Here is a 21,160-nt window from a genome sequence, read left to right on the forward strand (position 1 = left end):
ATTGCCCCATGAAAGGTGGTTTCGGCAACATCGCCGGCCTGATGAAACAGGCCCAGCAAATGCAGCAGAACATGGCCAAGGCCCAGGAAGAACTGGCTTCCCTTGAGGTGGAAGGTCAGTCTGGTGCCGGTGCGGTGAAGGTCGTGATGACCTGCAAGCACGACGTGCGCCGTGTTTCCATCGACGCATCGGTCATGGACGACAAGGAAATGCTGGAAGACCTGATCGCCGCCGCCTTGAACGACGCCAATCGCCGGGTGGAAGCGACCACCCAGGAACGGATGGGTGCCTTCACCGCCGGCCTCAACCTGCCTCCGGGCATGAAGCTGCCTTTCTGATGAGGCTTCCCAACAGCCTCGAGGAACTCATCGAGGCGCTGCGCTGTTTGCCCGGGGTCGGCCCCAAGTCGGCCCAGCGCATGGCCTACCACCTGTTGCAGCATGACCCCGAAGGGGCCAATCGTCTCGGCCTGGCGCTGACCGGTGCCTTGCAGAAGTTGCGCCGGTGCACCCGCTGCAACAGTTTCGCCGAAACCGAAGTCTGCGAGCGCTGTTCGTCCCCCAAGCGGGATGCTTCCTTGTTGTGCGTGGTGGAAATGCCGGTGGATCTGAACACCATGGAGCAGACCCACGTCTTTAATGGCCTTTACTACGTGCTGATGGGGCGGCTCAGCCCCCTTGACGGCGTGGGTCCCCGCGAGTTGGCTTTCGAGAACCTGTTGGCCCGCGCCAGCGACGGCTTGGTGAAAGAGGTCATCCTGGCCACCAACTTCACCAACGAAGGGGAGGCGACGGCGCATTATCTTTCCGAAATGCTCCAGCCCCGGGGCATCCGGGTCAGCCGCATCGCCCGGGGCGTGCCGGTGGGGGGCGAATTGGAGTTCACCGACGCAGCAACGGTCGCCCAGGCCCTGATCGAGCGCCGCCGCTACTAGGCCTTATCGGCCGCTATCCCGGGCAAGGTTTGCAACGCCCTGTCTATTCAGGAAATTTCGGCAGGATCGGGCGTCGTTGGAGGCTCTGGCGGCGGCTTCCTATGGCGAAGGGCTTTAATAGCCCTGCTGACTCCGGTATAATCTGGCGGTTTCGTTTCGGGCTTGCCCGATTCTCGTCTTTCCATCTTCAGGGATACCCACCATGAGCTGTGACGATAAAGTGGATTGCGGTCGGCGGCGCTTGCTCGTTGCCACCGCTGCCGCAGGCGGCGTGGCTGGCGTAGCGGCGGCAGTGCCGTTCCTCGCCAGCATGGCCCCTTCCGAACGCGCCAAGTCTGCCGGCGCTCCGGTCGAGGCCGATATCAGCAAACTTGCCCCCGGTCAGATGATGACCGTCGAGTGGCGCGGCAAGCCGGTGTGGATCATCCACCGCACGCCGGAAATGCTCGAGTCCCTGAAGAAGACCGACGAACTGGTGTCCGACCCCAACTCCGAGCGCAAGCAGCAGCCCGAGTACGCGCAAAACGAATACCGTTCCATCAAGCCTGAGTACATGGTGGTGGTCGGCATCTGTACCCACCTCGGCTGTTCTCCCACCGACAAGTTCAAGACCGGCGCCGAATCCGGTGTGACCCCCGACTGGGCTGGCGGTTTCCTCTGCCCCTGTCACGGTTCCACGTTCGACCTGGCCGGTCGCGTCTACAAGAGCAAGCCTGCGCCCGACAATCTGGAAGTGCCGCCCCATATGTACCTGGGCGATGCCAAGATTCTCATCGGCGAAGACAAGAAGGGGGCCTGATCCATGGCAAGCACTGCTGAAAAATACAAGTCGGACGGTAGCCTCGCCGGAAACGCGCTGGAGTGGTTTGACGCCCGTTTCCCCCTGATGACCCTGTACAAGGAGCATCTGTCCGAGTACTACGCGCCCAAGAACTTCAATTTCTGGTACTTCTTCGGCTCCCTGGCCCTGTTGGTGCTGGTTAACCAGATCGTCACAGGTATTTTCCTGGTGATGCACTACAAGCCCGATGCCGCCCTGAACGCCTCCGGCGTGCCGGTGGCTTTCGCCAGCGTCGAGTACATCATGCGCGACGTGCCCCTGGGCTGGATCATCCGCTACATGCACTCCACCGGCGCTTCCGCCTTCTTCGTGGTGGTGTATCTGCACATGTTCCGCGGCATGCTCTACGGTTCCTACCGCAAGCCCCGCGAACTGATCTGGCTGTTCGGTATCGGCATCTTCCTGTGCCTGATGGCGGAAGCCTTCTTCGGCTACCTGTTGCCCTGGGGTCAGATGTCCTTCTGGGGCGCCCAGGTGATCGTGAACCTGTTCTCCGCGATCCCCCTGATCGGGCCCGATCTCTCCGTGTTCATCCGCGGCGACTTCGTGGTGTCCGACGCGACCCTGAACCGTTTCTTCTCCTTCCACGTGATCGCGATTCCCCTGGTTCTGCTGGGCCTGGTGGCGGCTCACTTGATCGCCCTGCACGAAGTGGGTTCCAACAACCCCGACGGCGTGGAAATCAAGAAGCACAAGAACGAAAAGGGCATTCCCCTGGACGGCATTCCCTTCCATCCCTACTACACAGTGAAGGATATCGTCGGCGTGGTGGTGTTCCTGATGGTGTTCACCATCGTGATCTTCTTCATGCCCGAATTCGGCGGTTACTTCCTGGAGTACAACAACTTCATCCCCGCCGATCCGCTGAAGACGCCTCCCCATATCGCCCCGGTCTGGTACTTCACGCCCTTCTATTCGCTGCTGCGTGCCGTGACCTATCCCCTGCTGGGCATCGACGCCAAGTTCTGGGGCGTGGTGGCGATGGGTGGTGGTGTGGTGATCATGGCCTTCCTGCCCTGGCTGGATCGTAGCCCGGTCAAGTCCATCCGCTATCGCGGCAACACCTACAAGACCCTGCTGGGCATTTGGGTGGTCGGCTTCCTGATCCTGGGTTTCCTCGGCACCAAGCCGCCTTCCTACGCTTTCTTTGGCGTGATTCCCGGCGCTCCCGTGGCGCAGATTTTCTCGGTCTATTACTTCGCTTACTTCCTCTCCATGCCTTGGTGGTCGAAGTCCGACAAGTGCAAAGCCGAACCGGAAAGGGTGACTGGATAATGAAAAAGCTACTTGTTGCATTGCTCTTCGCTCCCCTCTTTGCCTGGGCGAGCGGTGCGGAACTCCACCTGGACAAGGCACCGGACAAGTCCGGCGACGTGGCCGCCCTGCAAAACGGCGCCAAGCTGTTCGTGAATTACTGTCTCGGTTGCCACTCCGCCTCCTACATGCGTTACAACCGCCTGAAGGACATCGGTCTGTCCGAGCAGCAGATCAAGGACAACCTGCTGTTCACCGCCGAGAAGACCGGCGAGCTGATGCGCATCGGTATGCAGCGTGAAGACGCCAAGGTCTGGTTCGGCGCCGCGCCGCCCGACCTGACCCTGATCGCCCGTGCCCGTGCCTCCGAGTTCGGTACCGGCCCCGATTGGTTGTACACCTATCTGCGCACCTTCTACCGCGACAGCAATCGTCCCTCCGGCTGGAACAACCTGGTGTTCGAAAACGTGGGCATGCCCCACGTGCTGTGGGAGCTTCAGGGCGAGCAGGTGTTGGGCGAGGATCATCAACTGACCCTGGCCAAGCCCGGCAAGCTCAAGCCCGAGGAATACGATGCGGCCGTGGCTGATCTGGTGGCCTACCTGCAATACATGGGCGAGCCCGTTTCCGGACTGCGCAAGACCCTGGGTTGGATTCTGCTGGCCGGTCTGGCAGTACTTTTCGTCTTCACGTATGCGCTGAAACGCGAATACTGGAAAGACGTTCACTAATCTGAATTGATCAAATGACTATGGGGCATCGAGAAATGAGCGCACCGTCTGCACGTAAGGTGGTGCGTGATGCCGATTACTCCTGGGGTACGAGTACCATGATGAACCTGTATTCGGGCACGACCTGCCCGTTCAGCCATCGTTGCAGAATCGTTCTGTACGAGAAGCAGATGGATTTCCAGGTGATCGACGTGGACTTGTTGGGCAAGCCGGAGGATATCGCCGTCATCAACCCGTACAACCGGGTGCCTGTGCTGGTGGATCGGGATCTTGTGCTGTACGAGTCGAACATCATCAACGAATACATCGATGAGCGTTTTCCTCATCCGCAGCTCATGCCGCCGGATCCGCAAACCCGGGCCAAGGCGCGCCAGCTTCTGTTCACCATGGAGCATGAGTTGTTCAGCCACATCGACGCCCTGGAGAAGAACCTGAAGTCGGCAGACAAGTCGCGGCAGCATATTCGCGACCGGCTGTCCGAACTGGCGCCGATTTTTGCCAAGCAAAAGCATCTGCTCGGCGAGGATTTCTCCATGCTGGACGTGGCCATCGCCCCGCTGTTGTGGCGCTTGGATCATTACGGCATCGAGTTGCCGAAAACGGCCGCGCCCTTGATGAAGTACGCTGAACGCATCTTTTCCCGTCAAGGCTTCATCGATGCCCTGACGCCTTCCGAAAAGATCATGCGTCGCTGAGAAAGCGTGGGCCGCTGTTGAGGCGGCCCCGTTTTCACTCTCTGTAATCCCCATGATTTCCACCAAACCCTACCTGATGCGCGCCATTTACGAATGGTGCACCGATCAGGGCTTCACGCCCTATATGCAGGTGGCGGTGGATGGTCGGACCCGCGTTCCGGCCGAACATGTGCGTGATGGCCAGATCGTCTTGAATATTGGTCAAGAGGCCACGCATCAATTGATGATCGGCAACGATCTCATCACCTTTCAAGCGCGGTTCAATGGCCGAGCTTTCCCCATTTCCGTGCCGGTGGATTGCGTTGCTGCCATTTATGCCCGTGAAAACGGCCAGGGCATGGCTTTCGAGGTTGAGCCCGAGGCCCATTCCGCTGCGGGAGATACCTCCGGCGAGGCCTCCATCGAAAGTGACGCACCGGTTCAGGAAGCGCCCGCTGGCGATGACGGCAAGCCCCGCTCCCATCTGACGCGGGTCAAATAAAAAACGTTCTGTTGTTTGTCGTTGTTTGGGCGCACCGCCCAGGTTTGGCTGCACCCGCACGGTCACTGTCCTGTGCGGGGAGGAGATGGCGCCCCGGAGACGAATCGAACGTCCGACCTACCCCTTAGGAGGGGGTTGCTCTATCCACTGAGCTACCAGGGCAAGGGGCGCCATTGTAGCCTCTGTTGCCATTTCGTCAGCGCTGGGGCCAGGGATTTTGCTAGGTGCTTTCCCGCTTGGGCGGGGGCGGGAGGGGGCGGTTGTTCTCATCCAGTCCCAGTTTGCGCTGTATCGTTTCCACGTTGAGATGGAGCAGTTCGCTGATGGCTTGGATGTCTTCCGCGATTTCGGGGTGGTCCGAGTCCAGCGCGGAATGACGGGCCAAGTCCGTCGCCAGCAGGACGTTACGTACCCGCGGATTGCGCATCTGGCTGGTGTCCAGCAACGAGGTGATCAGTTCGGGCAGGTGCCAGTCCCGGGCCAGGGCTAGCCCCAGTTCATTGAGGGTGACGCCGTAGATCTGGCGTTGGGCGACGGACGAGCGGATCGATTTGTCGGTGGTTTGCAGGGCCTTGACCTTCAACGCCAAGGTGGGGGCAAAACACCACATCAGTATTTCGGCACCGTTGCGCAGCAGGGTGGCGACGGTGATTTCATCCACGTCCAGGTCGTGGCGCAGAATGGCCCATTCCTTGGCCCAATGGGCGGCCTTGCGGCTGCGGTTGATGACCTTGAGCAGTCCCAACAGGGACTGGGGATAGGCTGCCAACTGGGTTTCCACCAGGGGCAACTCGGCGAAGTCACGGAAGAACGGGGTGATGCCGATCATCATGATGGCCCGCTCGATGGTGGTGATGTCCGTCAATTGCCGGGCCTGGCGATGGGACTCGATATAGCGCAACACCCGCATCGTCATCAGCGGGTCCTTGAGCACAATGGAGGCCAAGGCCCTGCCGTTGACGTTTTCGGCATTCTCACGAAGTTGGGTGAGTTCCTGCATGGTGTGGCGCAGGACGGGGACGTCCGCGTCACAGTAGAACTGGACCCAGTCTTCCAGGGTGCTGAAGGGCTTTTCGATCATGCTGCCAATCTTATGATGTTTTTAGGAGCGTACAGGACGCTCAGCACATTCTGCACGATGGATGTGTTTGAAAAACCTTGAATTAGCCGAATAAAACCCGTAGAATCCCGCCCCTTTCCACCTTGCTCCACCCGTTCGCATGCGGGGGAGCTCATTAAGCAATCGAGCCAAAAGGAGATTACATGCGCCATTACGAAGTCGTATTCATCGTCCATCCGGACCAGTCCGAGCAGGTGCCTGCCATGATCGAGCGTTACAAGACGCTGGTGACCGGCCAAAGCGGCATCATCCACCGCCTGGAAGACTGGGGTCGCCGCCAGTTGGCCTATCCCATCCAGAAGGTGCACAAGGCCCATTACGTGCTGATGAACATCGAAGCCAGCAAGGAAACCCTCGCTGAACTGGAGAACTCCTTCAAGTTCAACGACGCCGTGCTGCGCCACCTGACCATCAAGATGGACAAGGCCGTGACCGCTCCTTCCCCCATGATGAAGGAAGAGAAGTCCAAGTCCCTGACCGAACCCAAGGCGGAGGCTGCCGCTGCCTGAAGCAGCAAGGGGTGACACCGGTCCGACCAACCTGACGCGATTGTCGGGGATGGTTCTGGAGCGGGGCGCTTTACGCCATACACCCGCAGGCATTCCCGTCATCGAGTTTCGACTGTTGCATCAGTCGGAGCAAATGGAAGCGGAAGCTCTGCGCAAGGTGGAATGCGAAATGCCCTGCATCGCTTTGGGCCCGGTGGCCAACCTGATCGCAGCCCTCAAGCCGGGGACCGGCATGGAGCAGGTGAAAGTCGGCGGTTTTCTCGCCGTCCGCAGCCTGAAGAGCCGAAACCCGGTATTGCATGTGATAACCATCGAATTTATTGAAGGAAACTGAAAATGGCTTTCAAACCCAAAGCTGGCGCCAAGCGTAAGGACGACAAGGGCCGCAGCCTGTTCAAGCGTCGCAAGTTCTGCCGCTTCAGCGCCGAGAAGATCGAAGAGATCGACTACAAGGACGTGGAAATCCTCAAGGATTTCATCACCGAAACCGGCAAGATCATGCCCGCCCGCATCACCGGCACCAAGACCGGCTACCAGCGTCAGCTGTCCACCGCCATCAAGCGCGCCCGCTTCCTGGCCCTGATGCCCTACACCGACCTGCACAACGCCTGAGGAGTCCGCCATGCAAATCATTCTGTTGGAAAAAGTGGTTAACCTCGGCGGCCTGGGCGACATCGTCAAGGTCAAGGACGGCTATGCCCGCAACTTCCTGATCCCCCAAGGCAAGGCCAAGCGCGCCACCGAGGAAAACAAGAAGGTGTTCGAAGAGCGTCGTGCCGAGCTGGAAAAGGCCCAGGCCGAGAAGTTGGCCGCTGCCCAGGCCCTGGCCGGCAAGATCGAAGGCCAGACCGTCACCATCACCCGCAAGGCGGGTGTGGATGGCCGTCTGTTCGGTTCCGTTGGCAACGCCGATATCTCCGAGGCCCTCAAGGCCCAGGGCTTCGACGTGGAAAAGGCCGCCGTGCGCCTGCCCAACGGTCCTTTCAAGATGATCGGCGACAACGCCGTGGAAGTGGCCCTGCACACCGACGTGGTGGCCAACATCACCGTTTCCGTGCTGGGCGAACACTGATCCACTGTTCTCCTCGCCAGGAAACCAAGGGCCGCCTGCGGGCGGCCCTTTTCTTTTGTCGTCTGGGGTGTTTTACCGGGCGGGGCAGGGCTCCGCGGGTAGAATGCGGACCTGGATCGAGGTCCGTGTTCCGGTGTCAGTTCCGCGTGGCGGAACCCGGAAAACAAAAAACCCCGAGCAATGTCGGGGTCTTTGCTTTTGATTTGCTTGGTGCCCAGGAGAGGACTCGAACCTCCACGGAGTTACCCGCTAGTACCTGAAACTAGTGCGTCTACCAATTCCGCCACCTGGGCATTGCTGGCAAATCAAAGAGGCGCGAATTCTATAGGAAAAATGAAAATTGTCAAACAAGAAGATTAAAAAATTGTCCCCCATCCGCCGTGCAGACCCCATGCTCGAGCGGGAGTTGAAGAACTATCCCCATCCCCTGCCCAGCCGGGAGTACATCCTTCAGGTGTTGGGCGAGCAGGAGGGCGTACCGGTTTCCTTTGAGCGGCTGTGCGAACTGCTGGATGTGGAGGGTCATGAACGCGACCTGTTCCAGCGCCGCCTGGGCGCCATGGCCCGCGACGGCCAGCTGATGCAAAACCGCCGCGACGACTGGTTGATTCCCAACAAGGCCGATCTGGTCCGGGGCAAGGTGCAGGGGCACCAGGATGGCTTTGGCTTCCTGATCCCCGAGGAAGCCGGCGAGGACATCTTCCTCTCGCCCAAGGAAATGGAAAAGGTGCTGCACGGCGACAAGGCCATCGTCCGGGTTATCGGCGTCGATCGCCGTGGCCGTCCCGAGGGCAAGATCGTCGAGGTCACCGAGCGGGCCAATACCCGCCTGGTGGGCCGGGTGTTCCAGGAACACGGGGTCTGGTTCGCCGTGGCTGAGAATCGCCGCATCAGCCAGGACATCCTGATCGCCCCGCCCCAGAAGGGTGACCGCAAGGCGCTTCACCCCAAGGACGGCCAGGTGGTGATGGTGGAAATCCTGGAGCAGCCCAGCAAGCAGTCCCAGCCCATCGGCCGCATCGTCGAGGTACTGGGCAACTATGCCGACCCGGGCATGGAAATCGAAATTGCCCTGCGCAAGCATGACCTGCCCTTCGAGTTTTCCAAGGAGGCCTTGGAACAGACCAAGAAAATCCCTGACGAGGTGCGCAAGAGCGACTGGAAGGACCGGGAGGACATCACCAAGCTGCCCCTGGTCACCATCGACGGCGAAACCGCACGGGACTTCGACGATGCCGTGTATTGCGCGCGGGAAGGCAAGGACGGCAAGGGCGGCTACCGCCTGATCGTCGCCATTGCCGACGTGTCCCACTACGTCACCGCCGGTTCGGCCCTGGACCAGGATGCCTACGACCGGGGCAATTCGGTCTATTTCCCGCGCCGGGTCATCCCGATGCTGCCGGAAAAGCTCTCCAACGGCCTGTGTTCCCTCAATCCCAACGTCGAGCGCCTGTGCATGGTGTGCGACATGGCCATCGCCGCCAATGGCGAGGTCAAGCGCTATCGCTTCTATCCGGCGGTGATGTTCTCCCATGCCCGCCTGACCTATACCGAAGTGGCCGCCGCCCTCTATGACCGCGATCCGGCCACGCGGCAGAAACTCGCCGAGCAGTTGCCCAACCTGGAGGCCCTCGATGCCCTGTTCCGCCTGCTGGTCAAGGCACGGGAAAAGCGCGGTGCCATCGACTTCGATACGCCCGAGACCCGCATGGTGTTCGACGATCAAGGCAAGATCGAGCGCATCGAGCCCTACGAGCGTAACGACGCCCACCGTCTGATCGAGGAGTGCATGTTGGCGGCCAACGTCTGTGCCTCCGAATTCCTTCACGAGCACGAGCAGGACACCTTGTATCGTGTGCATGAAGGTCCCACGCCGGAGCGCCTGACCAAGCTGCGGGACTTCCTCGGCACCTTCGGTCTGCCCCTGGGCGGCGGCGAAAAGCCCAGCGCCAAGGATTACGCCAAGCTGATGGAGCTCATCGAGCATCGTCCCGACAAGGCCCTACTGCAAACCGTGATGCTGCGTTCCCTGCGCCAGGCCATCTACAGCCCGGACAACGTGGGCCACTTCGGCCTGGCCTACGAACGCTACACCCACTTCACCTCGCCCATCCGTCGTTATCCCGACCTGCTGGTGCACCGTTCGATCAAGGCCGTGCTGGCCAAGAGGAAGTACGCGCCGGGCGAGTGGAGCGACATCGGCCTCCATTGCTCCATGACCGAGCGCCGTGCCGACGAGGCGACCCGGGACGTGGAAGCCTGGCTCAAGTGCTTCTACATGCAGGACAAGGTGGGCGAGGAATTCACCGGCAGTATTTCCTCGGTGGTGCCCTTCGGCATCTTCGTCGCCCTGGACGACGTGTTCATCGAAGGCCTGGTGCATGTGTCCGAACTGGGACGCGATTACTTCAAGTTCGACGCCACCCATCACGCCATGCTGGGCGAGCGTACCGGCGTGCGTTACCGCCTGTCGGACCGGGTCAAGGTCCAGGTGGTGCGGGTGGATATGAACAACAACAAGATCGACTTCCGCCTCCTCGGCGAGGCGCCTCCTGCCGTGGTGGCTCCCCCGCTGGAAGCGGTCGGCAAGGCCGCCAAGCCGGCCAAGGCCAAGCCGACGGCCGTGGTCGAGCCGGTTGTTGTTGTGGCCAAGGCGGCGAAACCGACCAAGGTTGCCAAGTCTGAGGCGGCGCCCCAGACCAAGACCAAGGCCCCCAAAGTGGCCAAGGTCGCCGTCAAGCCGGCGGTGGATAAGACGGCCAAGACGGTTGCAGCCAAGCCGAAGAAAACAGCGGCCAAGACCGTGGTTGCCAAAACCTCGGCTTCGGTCAAGAACTCTCCGCTGCCATCCGCCGCACCGAAGAAGGCAGCGCCGAGGGCGGCCCTGCTTCAGGCACCGAAGTCTGCCGGGGCGACCCCCGCCGTTGCGCCTGTCGTTGCCTCTGCCGTTGCAGCCAAGCCGGTCAAGGCGACCGCCGTGACCAAGGTGTCCAAGGCCAGTCCAGCGAAGGCGGCAGCGTCCAGCCCCGCCAAGAAGGCAATGGCCAAGGCGCCGGCAAAAACCGCTGCCAAGGCCAAATCCCCGCAAGCAGGCAAGACCGCTGTCGCCAAGACGGCCACTAAGGCTGCTCCCAAAACCGCTGCCAAGGGGGTGGCCAAGACCGCCGCGAAGTCGTCGGGTAAAACCGCCGGCAAGGCGACGGCTGCCAAGAAGACCGGTGGTCGCAAGGCCTGACGGCCCGTGACGCAGGACGCCCTGGCCCGGGCTGTGGAGTTCATCGCCCAGGCCGATGGCTTGTTGGTGACCGCCGGTGCCGGCATGGGCGTCGATTCCGGCCTGCCGGATTTCCGTGGCACGGAAGGCTTCTGGCGGGCCTATCCGGCCCTGGGTCGGGCGGGCATGCGTTTCGAACAGATCGCCGCACCGGACAACTTTTATTCCCGGCCCGAACTGGCCTGGGGTTTCTACGGCCACCGCCTGGCCCTTTACCGGGCCACGGTACCCCACGGCGGTTTCGCCGTGCTGCGGGAGATCGGCGACTGCCTGCCCTGTGGCGTGGCAGTGTTCACCAGCAACGTGGACGGGCAGTTCCAGGCGGCTGGCTTCGATCCCTTGCGCATCGCCGAGTGCCACGGCTCTATCCACCATCTGCAATGTCTGGAGGGTTGTAGCGACGCCATCTGGTCGGCGCAGGAGGTACGGCCCGAGATCGACGCGGACCATTGCCGCATGACCTCGCCCCTGCCGCGCTGTCCCCACTGCGGTGCCTTGGCCCGGCCCAACATTCTCATGTTCGGTGACGGCGGCTGGATCAGCACCCGTACCGATCGCCAGGAAGCCCGGCTGGAGGACTGGTGTGCCGAAGTGGGCAAGCGCCTGGTGGTGATCGAACTGGGGGCGGGTACGGCCATTCCCACGGCCCGGCGCTACGGTGAATACCACGGTGGGGCGCTGGTCCGCATCAATCCCCGGGAAGCGGCCGTTCGGGGCGAGCGGGCCGTGGGCGTGCCCCTGGGCGCGGCCGCCGGCTTGGCCGCTCTGCGGCAAGGGCTGTTGGCTTGCGGGTTTTTATCGAATTGATGGAACGGCTGGGGTAGACTCCCGGCCTCTCGAAAAAAGGACATTCCCGTGGCCGATACCCGCCTGATCCATGGCTTCCATGCCGTTACCGCCAAACTGCGCCACGCCGCCGAGGACGTGAAGGAAATCTACCTGGCGGAAGACCGCAAGGATGGCCGCACGCGGGACCTGCTCAAGCTGGCCGAAGCCCACAACGTGCGCGTCATGCCCATGCCCATGGCCCGCTTGGACGGCCTCGCCAACGGCGAGCGGCACCAGGGCGTGGTGGCCAAGGTGGATGCCCGCCAGCGTTACCTGACCCTGGACGACGTGCTCGACGGCCTGCAAGAGCCGCCCCTGCTGCTGGTGCTGGACGGCGTTACCGATCCCCACAATCTCGGCGCCTGCCTGCGGGTGGCCGACGGCGCCGGCGCCCATGCCGTGATCGCCCCCAAGGACAAGGCCGTGGGCCTCAACGCCACCGCCATCAAGGTGGCCAGCGGTGCCGCCGACACCGTGCCCTACATCACCGTCACCAACCTGGCCCGCAGTCTGCGGGAAATGCAGGAGCGCGGCATCTGGGTGCTGGGGGCCGCCGGCGAAGCCGAGAAGGACATCTACGCCATCGACCAGAGCGGCCCCACCGCCTGGGTGCTGGGGGCCGAGGGCGACGGCCTGCGCCGCCTCACCCGCGACACCTGCGACGAGCTGGCCCGCATTCCCATGTTCGGTGCGGTGGAAAGCCTCAACGTGTCCGTAGCCAGCGGCGTCTGTCTGTTCGAGGCCCGTCGCCAGCGACTGGCGAAAGTGAAATAAGTCCCCGGGTCGGGCGGCTGGTTGGCCGATGGCCGCCGTAGCCCGGTTGCGGTCTGCTTTTATCGTCATGAGCGAACGCCATCCCCTGTTCGAGCTGCCCAATCCCTTTGAGGAGATCGGCGGCCGGGTTTCCCTCCTGGAACCTCCCTGGGCCAAGGTGAGTGAGCTGCGGGCGCGGCTGCTCGACGAGTCCTATGCCAAGCCCTTCGTCAGCGAGGACGGCGAGCGCCGCTACCTGCACTTCAGCCTGCACCTGATCCAGAGCGCCATGCGGCTCGCCGAGCCGAACGCCCTGGACCTGCGCTACACGCAGAAGATGATGTCCTTCCTGCTGTTCAATCCCCGTCCCCGGCGCATCGTGTTGATCGGCCTGGGTGGCGGCTCCCTGGTCAAGTTCTGCCATCACCGCCTGCCGGCGACGCAGATGACGGCGGTGGAACTCAGTGCTGACGTGATCGCCCTGCGCGATGCGTTCCTGTTGCCGCCGGACGGTCCCCAGTTGGAGGTACTGCACGCTGACGGTTCGGTCTATCTGGCGCAGACGGAGAAGGGCATCGACGCGCTGCTGGTGGATGCCTTCGACCGCATCGGTTTTGCCCCCAGTCTTGCCAACCGGGAGTTCTTCGAGCAGGCCTACGCCAAGCTCGCCGGCAACGGCGTGCTGGTGATCAACCTGGCTGGCGAGAAGGAAACCTACGCCGGCCTCATCGGCGAAGCCATGGCCGTGTTCGACGACCGGGTCATCGTGGTGCCGGTGCGGGAGGACGACAACCACCTGTTGCTGGCCTTCAAGGATCCCGGCTTCGATCCCAATTGGCGCCGTCTTCAGGCCCAGGCCAAGGTGCTGCGGGGCAAGTACGGCCTGGACTTCCCCGATTTCGTGGATAAGCTGGAACGCTCGGCGCGGATGGAACTGGCCCGGCGCGAGGCGGAGCGGGGCGGTTGAGGGGGAGACTTAGGGGCGGCGTCTGAGCGGCACGCCAAGTCGGCGCTTAGTCGAGAGTCGGGTGCAGCGCCAGGTAGCGTTCGAAATCCGCCGCCGGCATCGGGCGACCGAAGAAGTAGCCTTGCCCTTCGTCGCAGCGCTGGCTACGCAGGAAGGTTTGGGTTTCCCCGTCCTCCACCCCTTCGGCGATGGTGCGGATGTTCAGGCTGCGGGCCATCTGGATGATGGCATGCACGATGGCGGCGTCTTCCGCATCGTGCAGGATGTTGCGGACGAAGGACTGGTCGATTTTCAGCTTGTCCACGTTGAACCGCTTCAAATAGGCCAGGCTGGAATAGCCGGTGCCGAAATCGTCGATGGAGAAGCGCACGCCGAGGGCCTTGAGGGCTTGCATGGCGGCCAGGACTTCCTCGACGTCGTCGATCAGGATGGATTCCGTCAGTTCCAGTTCCAGGCTGTCTGGCGCGAGTTGGTTTTCTGCCAGGGCCCGGCGTACGCATTCCTCCAGGTCGCCCCGGCGGAACTGGGCGGCGGAAAGGTTGACCGCCATCACCAATTCGGTCCGCCCCGCCCGGTGCCAGGCCGCCAGTTGGCGGCAGGCCTGGCGGATCACCCACGTGCCGATGGGCACGATCAGGCCGCTGTCCTCGGCCACGGCGATGAAGCGACCCGGCATCACCAGGCCCGCCGCCGGGTGTTGCAGGCGGATCAGCGCCTCGGCGCCAATCACGGCCCCCGTCGCGAGATCGATCTGGGGTTGGTAGTAGAGGACGAAGTGGTCTTTTTCCAGGCCCTGGTTCAGCCAGTGACGGATGCGCAGGCGCTCGTCGGCGTCCACGTTCATTTGCTCGGTATAGAAACGGTAGGTGTTCCGTCCCGAGGCCTTGGCGTTGTACATGGCCGTGTCGGCCTTGCGCAGCAGGGTGTCGAAATCGTTCCCGTCGTCGGGATAGAGGGCGACACCCACCGACAGGGTCGAGGCCAGCTCGTGGTTTTCGATGTTGAAGGTGTGGGCCAGCTTGTCCTGGATGTTTTCCGCGACCCGGGTCACATCTTCTGGTTCGCGGATGTCGTTGAGGATGATGAGGAACTCGTCGCCCCCTTGCCGGCTCAGCGTGTCCACGCTACGCAGGCTGTCGTTCAGGCGCAGGGTGACTTCCTTCAGCAGCGCATCGCCGATGAGATGGCCGAGGGAGTCGTTGATGCTCTTGAAGTTGTCCAGATCGAGGAACATCAGGGCGACCTTGCTGCCCTGGCGGTCGGCGTAGGCGATGGCCTGCTGCAAGCGGTCCCGGGCCAGCAGCCGGTTGGGGAGTTCGGTCAAGGGGTCGTGGTGGGCCAGGAACTGGATACGGGCCGCGTTCTGTTCCCGCTCCTCCTCCCAGGCCAATTGGCGCCGGCTCGACCAGCGGTAAACCAGATAGCCGCCGCTGAGCAGCAGGACCAGCAGTACCAGGGAGAATTGCGTCTGGCGCCACCATTTTTTCTGTACGTTGGACAGGGGCGTGGAGACGAACACGGTCAGGGGATGGCGGGCCAGGCGGTGGAAGGCGAACAGATAGTTCGCCTTGGAGACGCTGTTGAAACCTTCCGTCACCCCTCGGGCAGGGAAGTCGTGGGCGCGTAGGTATTCGATCAGGCGGCCGTTGCGGGGCTTGCCGTAGGCCTCTTCATAATCCATCGCTTGCGGAATCGGATAGCGGCTGACCAGATAGGCGTCGTCCCGTAGCAGGCCCAGGGCCGAGGCGGGCGGCAGGGAAAGGTTTTGCCAAAAACCCTGCTGACTGGAAAGCAGGATCGTGGCGGTCAGGACGAAGCGCAAACGGCCCGCTTCATCGACGATGCCCAGGCGCAAGGGGATGTGCCAGGCATGTTCCCGGCCGATCTTGAGGGGGCGGCCGATATTCAGCCCCGGCGCCGCCTTCAGGGCTTTGACGGCGGTTTGGAAGGAGGCGGATTCGTTGACGGTGGGCATGCCCGAAATCGGCACGTCGCTCATCAGCACCCGTCCGTCCGGTTGGCTCAGCACCACATGACGCCATTCGGGGTTGGCTTCCTTGGCTCGCTTCATTAGAAGCAGGGCGTTGCGGTCGGGAACCTTGGTGCCCTCGGGCAGGAGATCGTTCGCCAGTTTTTGCAGATGGCGGCTGTGGGTGTCGAAATAGCTGTCCAGGGAGTTGCCGGTGATTTCGACGATGGACGTGAGATAGAGCAGTTCATGCTCTTTTTCCGTTTCCCAGGAGCGCCAGGCGAAGATCAGGCCGACCAAGAAGAGCAGCACGGCCATCGCCAGAAACCCGCGACGCAGGTTGCTGAGGGATTTCAGGGCATCGCGGCTTGAGGAGGGCACGATCTAGGGAAAAGTCCTTGTTCCAGGAGGGGCATTGTACGGCGCCCAAATAAAAAGGGGCGCGGGACCCATCACGATGCGTCCGTTTTCATCCGGTAGGCCGGCAATTCATTGGCCCGCCACAGGTACCAGGCCGCCACGCTGCGGTAGGGCCGCCAGGCCAAGCCTTCCTCGGCCAGGGCCTTGGGCTTCAACTGGGCCGCCAGGCCGCGCATGCGTCGATGCCCCTCCCTGACGCCGAAGTCGTCCACGGGCAGAATGTCCATCCGTCCCAGGGAGAACATCAACAGCATCTCCACCGTCCATCGGCCGATGCCTTTCAAGGTCACCAGCCGTTCGATCAGGGTGTCGTCATCGAGGGCGGCGGCTTCCCGTCGATCGGGTATCCGGCCGTCCAAGGCCCCCCTGGCGATGCCCTGGATGGACTCCACTTTCCGCGCCGAGAAGCCGCAGGCCCGGAGTTGCTCGTTCGAGATGGTCAGAATTCGTTCAGGCGAAGGGAAGCCGTCATCGCCTTGGGCAGTTTGGTCGAACAGGGCGAGAAAACGGGCGAGAATGGCGGCTGCCGCCTTGCCGTGAATCTGCTGGGACGCCACCGCCCGGATCAAGGCCTCGTAGGGTTCCCGCGTTTGCTCGGTCTGGAGTCGGCAGGGGCCAGCCAAAGCCAACAGGCGTTCCCACTGGTCATCCACCGCAGCCAGATGGGCGCGGGCCTGGCGCAGCAAACGTGGCGAGGTCATGGCGGTTATCCTGAGAAAAACGGCAATCTAACAAGTTTTCCGATGCACGGCCCACGATAGTGGCGCACCGGGCATCCAGCGGTAGGTAGCGGACAGACAACGATGGAGCAATGCAAGGAAACGTGAGCACCGACCTGTTCAGCGATCAAGACCTTGGTCTGCCGCCGCGTCAATCACCAGTGCCCGGTGCGCTGTTGTTGCGGGGATTCCTCCTGGCGGAGGAAGAGGATTTCCTGGCGGCCTTGCGGGCGGTGATCGCCGCCGCGCCGTTTCGCTCTATGGTGACGTCGGGTGGGCGCGCCATGTCCGTGGCGACCACCAGTTGCGGCGAATTCGGTTGGGTATCCGGCCGGGACGGTTATCGCTATGTCCGCCATGACCCGGCACGGCAGGCTCCCTGGCCGCCCTTGCCCGGAGTGTTTCAGCGCCTCGCCACCGCGGCCGCGGCCGAAGCGGGCTTTCCCGGTTTTGTTGCCGACGCCTGCCTGATCAACCGCTATCGACCGGGCGCGAAGATGTCCTTGCATCAGGACAAGGATGAGCGTGACTTCACGCAGCCCATCGTTTCCTTTTCCCTGGGGCTGCCAGCCTGGTTCCTATTCGGTGGCGAGCTGCGTGGCGATCCCACGCTGCGCTTGCCCCTGTTCCATGGGGATGTCCTGGTCTGGGGCGGCCCGGCGCGAATGCGTTTCCACGGCGTGCTGCCCGTGGCCGAGGGATTGCATCCCCGTCTCGGCCCCCAACGCATCAACCTCACCCTGCGCAAGGCCCGCTAAGCCGGTCCGTCGGCGCACTCTTTTTGCCATTCTTGGCAAAAATCACGGGGCGGCAAGAACAGTCTCCTTCCGTCAGATGCGGCGAAGATTGGGTGTGTATGCTGCCTTCCGTTTCCCCTTGAATAGCTGCCGCTGTCGCACCATGGACATCGTTTTTCTCGTGTATGGCCTGGCCTTCCTCTGCCTGGGCCTGGTGATCTCGATCCGGTTTCGGGATGAAAGCCGTTTCCAGTTGTCTTCCTTCATCTGGCTCCTGGCGGCCTTCGGCTACAGCCATGGTGTGCTGGAGTGGATCGATTTTTGGCGCGTGGCGCGGGGCGATACGCCGCTGTTGGCCGCCATCCGTCCGGGACTGCTGCTGCTTTCCTACCTCTTCCTTTTCGAGTTCGGTCGTCGCCTGCTGCGCGCCTCCCTGGGTAATGAAGCCCTCGCTGCGCTGCCGGCGAAACTGCTGCACTGGGCCGTCTATCCCTTGCTGCTGGTTGGCGTGGCCCTCGGCACGGCGCTCTCCGACAACCCTTCGCTGGCCCTCAATATCTGGTCGCGCTATTTGTTCGGCGCACCGGCCGCTTTTTTGACCGGTGCCGGTTTCATCCTGTATTTCCGCCATCGCCTGCATCCCGAACTGCCGGCCTGGGCGCAGCACAAACTGGCCTGGGCCAGCTACAGCGCCGGTATCGTCTTCATCGCCTACGGCGTTCTCGGCGGTTGGGTGGTGCCGAGGGCGGAGGGATTGCCCGCCGCCTGGCTCAACCAGGAAAACTTTCAGACGCTTTTCCATGTGCCGGTGCAATTGCTCCGGGCCGGCTGTGCCGTGATCTTGGCGGCGGCCGTGATCACCCTGCTCAACGCCTTTCACGTGGAAAGCGTGCTGCGACTGCGCGAAGCCCTGGCCGCCGCGGAAGGGGCCAGCCGGGCCAAGTCCGAGTTCCTGGCCAATATGTCCCACGAAATCCGCACGCCCATGAACGGCGTGATCGGCATGGCTGGCCTGCTGTTGACCACGCCGTTGAACGAGGAACAACGGGAGTACGCGGAAACCGTGCGCAAGAGCGCGGACATTCTGCTGGCCGTCATCAATGACATCCTGGATTTTTCCAAGATCGAAGCGGGCAAGATCGACCTGGAGGTGGTGGATTTCGACCTGCGCACCCTGCTGGAGGAAGTCTCCGACCTGCTGGCTTTTCGCGCTTACGAAAAGCAGTTGGAACTGGTTTGCCTTGCCGAGCCCGAGGTGCCGTCCTGGCTGCGCGGCGATCCGGGCCGCCTGCGCCAGGTCCTGATCAACCTCGGCGGCAACGCCATCAAGTTCACCGATGCCGGCGAGGTGGTGGTCCTGGCGGACATGGCGGGAGAAGGGGACGGCGAGCGTCGCCTGATGTTGCGTTTCGAGGTCCGGGATACGGGCATCGGCATCCCCGCCGACAAGGTCCAGGCCCTGTTCGAGGCCTTTACCCAGGTCGATGCGTCCACCACCCGCCGTTATGGCGGCACCGGTCTCGGCTTGTCCATTTCCAGGCGCCTGGTGCGTTTGATGGGCGGCGAGATCGGTGTCACCAGCGTCGAGGGCCAGGGCTCCACGTTCTGGTTCACGCTGCCTTTCGGCCTCGGGGACGGCGGCGAAAATCCGCTGCACCAACCCGACTTGGCCGGTCGCCGCATTTTGGTGGTGGACGACAACAAGACCAACCGTCGATTGTTGGAGGTGTTGCTGCGCCATTGGCAATGCGCCCCCCTGCTGGCCGAGGATGGTCCCGAGGCCCTTGCCCTGCTCGATGCGGAGGCCGCGGCCGGGCGCGAGGTGGACGCCGCCATCATCGACATGCAGATGCCGCACATGGACGGCCTGGCCCTGGGCAAGGCGATCAAGACCAAGGCGCGCTGGGCCGCCATGCCTATGATCATGCTGACTTCGGTGGCGCAGCAGGGCGACGTGGCCCGGGCTGCCGCCTGCGGCTTTTCCGTGTATCTGTCGAAGCCGGTGAAGAACGCCCAGCTTTGTCACTGTCTGGCATCGGTGTTGGGCCGTGGCGCGCCAAAGCCCGTCGATGTCCAGCCGCCGGTGCTCCAGTTCCCCTTGGCGGAGCAATCCCGGCAAGGTCACATCCTCATCGCCGAGGACAACGCGATCAACCAAAGAGTGCTGCTGCACCTGCTCGACAAGCTGGGACACCGTGCCGACGCCGTGGCCAACGGGCGTGAGGCGATCGTTGCGCTGCAACGCATTCCCTACGACTTGGTGCTGATGGATTGCCAGATGCCGGAAATGGATGGTTATGAGGCCACCGCCGAAATCCGCGCTGGGCGGACGCGGGTGCTCAATCCCCACATTCCCATCATCGCCCTGACAGCGGACGCCATGCAGGGCGCGCGGGAAAAGGTGTTGGCGGCGGGCATGGACGACTATCTGACGAAACCCGTGGCCACCGGCGACCTAGCCGAGGTGCTGGCCCGCTGGCTGGCGGCTCGGGCCGTGCCCGGAAGTGACGGCGGCGGGGCCGGCGGCGATTAGCCCCGGTGCTGTGTCATTGCCGCTTCGGCCCAGGCCATGGCGCTGAGGCTGTGGCTGGCAAGTCGGCTCGGGTCGAGGCCCAGGGCCTCGGCCAGTTTTTCCGTCTGCTGGGCCTTGTCCTTTTCCTGGGCCAGGGCCAGCATCAGGTAGCGGCCGTAGGGGCCTTCGCTACGTAGCAGCACGTCCTGCACCGTTGCGGGAAGATGGAGTTTTTCCAGCACCCGGCTCATGGGCATGCCGAGCAGGGCATCCATGACCGACAGCAGACCGACCAGGAACAACTCTTCCGTCTGCTCCTTGGGCAGCATGTCGCCCGCCACCAATTCCAGGAAGCGGGCCCGGCCCAGGGCCAGCTCCAGCAGGATTTCGTCCTGGTCGCGCTGGGGCGCGGCGCGGAACAAGGAAACCGCCAGCCAGCGATAAAGGCTTTCCCGCCCCAACACCATGATGGCTTGTTCCAGGCTGGCGACGGGCTGGTTGAGCCCGACGATGGGGGCATTGGCCATGGCGACCACTTGCAGCGAGACGCCGGGGTCGCGCTTGGCGATGGTGACCAGTTCGCTCAATTCCGCTTCCTGGCGCAGCAGGTTGAGCATTTCGATCAGGGTCAGGCGGCTTTCGCTGATTTCCTCCTGCCGGTCATCCTCGTCCAGGGTGCTGGCGAAACCGCCCAGGCAGTAGTCGATGCCCAGGGACAGGCACAGGCGTCGTTCCGGCCAGGTGGCGACCCGGTCGGCGGCGAGCTTGAGGTCCGGCCACTGGGCCCGCAGTTTTTTCACCAGGGTTTCCAGGCGCGACAAGCCCAGGGCCTGGAAGTCCATCAGGAACAGCCGGGCCTGGGGCAGAAGCGATTTGGCGGGCGGCGGCAGGGAATGGTTGCCGAGGGCGAAGGAGGCTCCGGCGGCGAGGATCGTGTTGGCCGTCTGTCGCCACTCCTCTTCGCTGAGGGGGACGGCGGGGGCCACCAGCAGAAAAACGGTGCCGCTTTGGGCAAGGGCGGTGAAATTGCCCTGGGACCAGTCCAGGGGCGTGAGGGGAATCAGGGCCAGCCGTCGGCGGGCGAGGGCGGCAACCCCTTCATTGGCGAGCAGGGCGCCGTAGTCGGCGCTGTCGATGGTACCGGGCTCCTTGAGCGGACGCAGGCGATAACCGGCGATGCGGCCACGGCTGTCGATGATCTCGTCCCGCTGCAATTGGAGCGAGGAGGCCCTGCCCGTTGGGGCGGGCAACGGGTTGGTCGCATCCTTGTCGCCGAAGGGATTGTCGGAAATCGGCACATTCCCTTGGCCCAGCGCGCGTTTGACGAAATCGAACATGATGGCC

At 62.9% G+C, this 21,160-nt stretch carries 21 protein-coding genes and 2 tRNA genes; 17 read left to right on the forward strand and 6 right to left on the reverse strand.

Annotation, left to right across the window (positions count from 1 at the left end; all coding sequences use genetic code 11):
- The first annotated feature begins 8 nt into the window (after positions 1-8).
- From ACYQ2U_RS04430 to ACYQ2U_RS04460, 7 genes are all read left to right on the forward strand, one after another.
- Positions 9-338 carry a YbaB/EbfC family nucleoid-associated protein gene (locus ACYQ2U_RS04430; protein WP_459949117.1) on the forward strand — a complete coding sequence of 110 codons (330 nt, stop codon included), beginning with the start codon at positions 9-11 and terminating at the stop codon, positions 336-338.
- Positions 338-934 carry a recombination mediator RecR gene (gene recR / locus ACYQ2U_RS04435; RefSeq protein WP_459949118.1) on the forward strand — a complete coding sequence of 199 codons (597 nt, stop codon included), beginning with the start codon at positions 338-340 and terminating at the stop codon, positions 932-934. The genes ACYQ2U_RS04430 and recR overlap by 1 nt, the downstream gene beginning before the upstream one ends.
- A 202-nt stretch (positions 935-1,136) precedes the next feature.
- The gene (petA, locus tag ACYQ2U_RS04440; RefSeq protein WP_459949119.1) at positions 1,137-1,733 is read left to right on the forward strand and encodes a ubiquinol-cytochrome c reductase iron-sulfur subunit; all 597 of its coding nucleotides are present in this window, start codon (positions 1,137-1,139) and stop codon (positions 1,731-1,733) included.
- A 3-nt stretch (positions 1,734-1,736) separates the two neighbouring features.
- Complete coding sequence (locus ACYQ2U_RS04445; protein WP_459949120.1) at positions 1,737-3,050, forward strand: cytochrome b; 1,314 nt, start codon at positions 1,737-1,739, stop codon at positions 3,048-3,050.
- A complete protein-coding gene (locus ACYQ2U_RS04450) occupies positions 3,050-3,760 on the forward strand; it encodes a cytochrome c1 (protein WP_459949121.1) in 711 nt (236 codons plus the stop codon). The genes ACYQ2U_RS04445 and ACYQ2U_RS04450 overlap by 1 nt, the downstream gene beginning before the upstream one ends.
- 98 nt (positions 3,761-3,858) lie before the next feature.
- Entirely contained in the window at positions 3,859-4,455 is a 597-nt protein-coding gene (locus ACYQ2U_RS04455; protein WP_459949245.1) for a glutathione S-transferase N-terminal domain-containing protein, read from the forward strand.
- Positions 4,456-4,531: 76 nt separating this feature from the next.
- Complete coding sequence (locus ACYQ2U_RS04460) at positions 4,532-4,936, forward strand: ClpXP protease specificity-enhancing factor (protein WP_459949122.1); 405 nt, start codon at positions 4,532-4,534, stop codon at positions 4,934-4,936.
- An 86-nt stretch (positions 4,937-5,022) separates the two neighbouring features.
- Here ACYQ2U_RS04460 and ACYQ2U_RS04465 read toward each other — a convergent pair.
- Together ACYQ2U_RS04465 and ACYQ2U_RS04470 are read right to left on the reverse strand one after the other, a co-directional pair.
- Positions 5,023-5,098: transfer RNA gene (locus ACYQ2U_RS04465), tRNA-Arg, on the reverse strand.
- A 58-nt stretch (positions 5,099-5,156) separates the two neighbouring features.
- The gene (locus tag ACYQ2U_RS04470; protein ID WP_459949123.1) at positions 5,157-6,017 is read right to left on the reverse strand and encodes an HDOD domain-containing protein; all 861 of its coding nucleotides are present in this window, start codon (positions 6,015-6,017) and stop codon (positions 5,157-5,159) included.
- A 182-nt stretch (positions 6,018-6,199) separates the two neighbouring features.
- On the opposite strand from ACYQ2U_RS04470, the gene rpsF reads away from it, so the two are divergent.
- Genes rpsF through rplI form a run of 4 tightly spaced genes read left to right on the forward strand, consistent with a single transcriptional unit; the run spans position 6,200 to position 7,637 of the window.
- Positions 6,200-6,565 (forward strand): 30S ribosomal protein S6, encoded by a 366-nt coding sequence (rpsF, locus tag ACYQ2U_RS04475; RefSeq protein ID WP_459949124.1) that lies wholly within the window; start codon positions 6,200-6,202, stop codon positions 6,563-6,565.
- A gap of 40 nt (positions 6,566-6,605) precedes the next feature.
- Positions 6,606-6,899, forward strand: coding sequence for a primosomal replication protein N (gene priB / locus ACYQ2U_RS04480; protein WP_459949125.1), 294 nt, complete (start codon positions 6,606-6,608; stop codon positions 6,897-6,899).
- A 2-nt stretch (positions 6,900-6,901) separates the two neighbouring features.
- Positions 6,902-7,177, forward strand: a complete 276-nt coding sequence (rpsR, locus tag ACYQ2U_RS04485) for a 30S ribosomal protein S18 (RefSeq protein ID WP_459949126.1) — start codon at positions 6,902-6,904, stop codon at positions 7,175-7,177.
- Between the two features lie 10 nt (positions 7,178-7,187).
- Positions 7,188-7,637: a 50S ribosomal protein L9 gene (gene rplI / locus ACYQ2U_RS04490; protein ID WP_459949127.1), complete on the forward strand. Its 450-nt coding sequence runs from the start codon at positions 7,188-7,190 to the stop codon at positions 7,635-7,637.
- 208 nt (positions 7,638-7,845) lie between these two features.
- Here the strand turns inward: rplI and ACYQ2U_RS04495 are convergent.
- Positions 7,846-7,930 (reverse strand) — tRNA-Leu (locus ACYQ2U_RS04495).
- Between the two features lie 98 nt (positions 7,931-8,028).
- Between ACYQ2U_RS04495 and rnr the strand changes: the two genes are divergently transcribed.
- From rnr to ACYQ2U_RS04515, 4 genes are all read left to right on the forward strand, one after another.
- Positions 8,029-10,872 carry a ribonuclease R gene (rnr, locus tag ACYQ2U_RS04500; protein ID WP_459949246.1) on the forward strand — a complete coding sequence of 948 codons (2,844 nt, stop codon included), beginning with the start codon at positions 8,029-8,031 and terminating at the stop codon, positions 10,870-10,872.
- Positions 10,873-10,878: 6 nt separating this feature from the next.
- Positions 10,879-11,718 (forward strand): SIR2 family NAD-dependent protein deacylase, encoded by an 840-nt coding sequence (locus tag ACYQ2U_RS04505; protein ID WP_459949128.1) that lies wholly within the window; start codon positions 10,879-10,881, stop codon positions 11,716-11,718.
- A 48-nt stretch (positions 11,719-11,766) separates the two neighbouring features.
- On the forward strand, positions 11,767-12,513 hold the full coding sequence (gene rlmB / locus ACYQ2U_RS04510; protein WP_459949129.1) for a 23S rRNA (guanosine(2251)-2'-O)-methyltransferase RlmB: 747 nt from the start codon (positions 11,767-11,769) through the stop codon (positions 12,511-12,513).
- Between the two features lie 67 nt (positions 12,514-12,580).
- Entirely contained in the window at positions 12,581-13,459 is an 879-nt protein-coding gene (locus ACYQ2U_RS04515; RefSeq protein WP_459949130.1) for a fused MFS/spermidine synthase, read from the forward strand.
- A gap of 46 nt (positions 13,460-13,505) precedes the next feature.
- Here ACYQ2U_RS04515 and ACYQ2U_RS04520 read toward each other — a convergent pair whose 3' ends face one another.
- The gene (locus ACYQ2U_RS04520) at positions 13,506-15,809 is read right to left on the reverse strand and encodes a bifunctional diguanylate cyclase/phosphodiesterase (RefSeq protein WP_459949131.1); all 2,304 of its coding nucleotides are present in this window, start codon (positions 15,807-15,809) and stop codon (positions 13,506-13,508) included.
- Between the two features lie 71 nt (positions 15,810-15,880).
- Positions 15,881-16,549: a DNA-3-methyladenine glycosylase family protein gene (locus ACYQ2U_RS04525; RefSeq protein ID WP_459949132.1), complete on the reverse strand. Its 669-nt coding sequence runs from the start codon at positions 16,547-16,549 to the stop codon at positions 15,881-15,883.
- A gap of 122 nt (positions 16,550-16,671) precedes the next feature.
- Between ACYQ2U_RS04525 and alkB the strand changes: the two genes are divergently transcribed.
- Positions 16,672-17,325, forward strand: coding sequence for a DNA oxidative demethylase AlkB (gene alkB, locus ACYQ2U_RS04530; protein WP_459949133.1), 654 nt, complete (start codon positions 16,672-16,674; stop codon positions 17,323-17,325).
- A gap of 142 nt (positions 17,326-17,467) precedes the next feature.
- The gene (locus ACYQ2U_RS04535) at positions 17,468-19,837 is read left to right on the forward strand and encodes a hybrid sensor histidine kinase/response regulator (protein WP_459949134.1); all 2,370 of its coding nucleotides are present in this window, start codon (positions 17,468-17,470) and stop codon (positions 19,835-19,837) included.
- Here the strand turns inward: ACYQ2U_RS04535 and ACYQ2U_RS04540 are convergent.
- The gene (locus tag ACYQ2U_RS04540; protein ID WP_459949135.1) at positions 19,834-21,153 is read right to left on the reverse strand and encodes an EAL and HDOD domain-containing protein; all 1,320 of its coding nucleotides are present in this window, start codon (positions 21,151-21,153) and stop codon (positions 19,834-19,836) included. The two genes, ACYQ2U_RS04535 and ACYQ2U_RS04540, sit on opposite strands and share 4 nt — an antisense overlap.
- Positions 21,154-21,160: the final 7 nt, after the last annotated feature.

It is taken from the genome of Denitratisoma sp. agr-D3, from assembly GCF_054658675.1.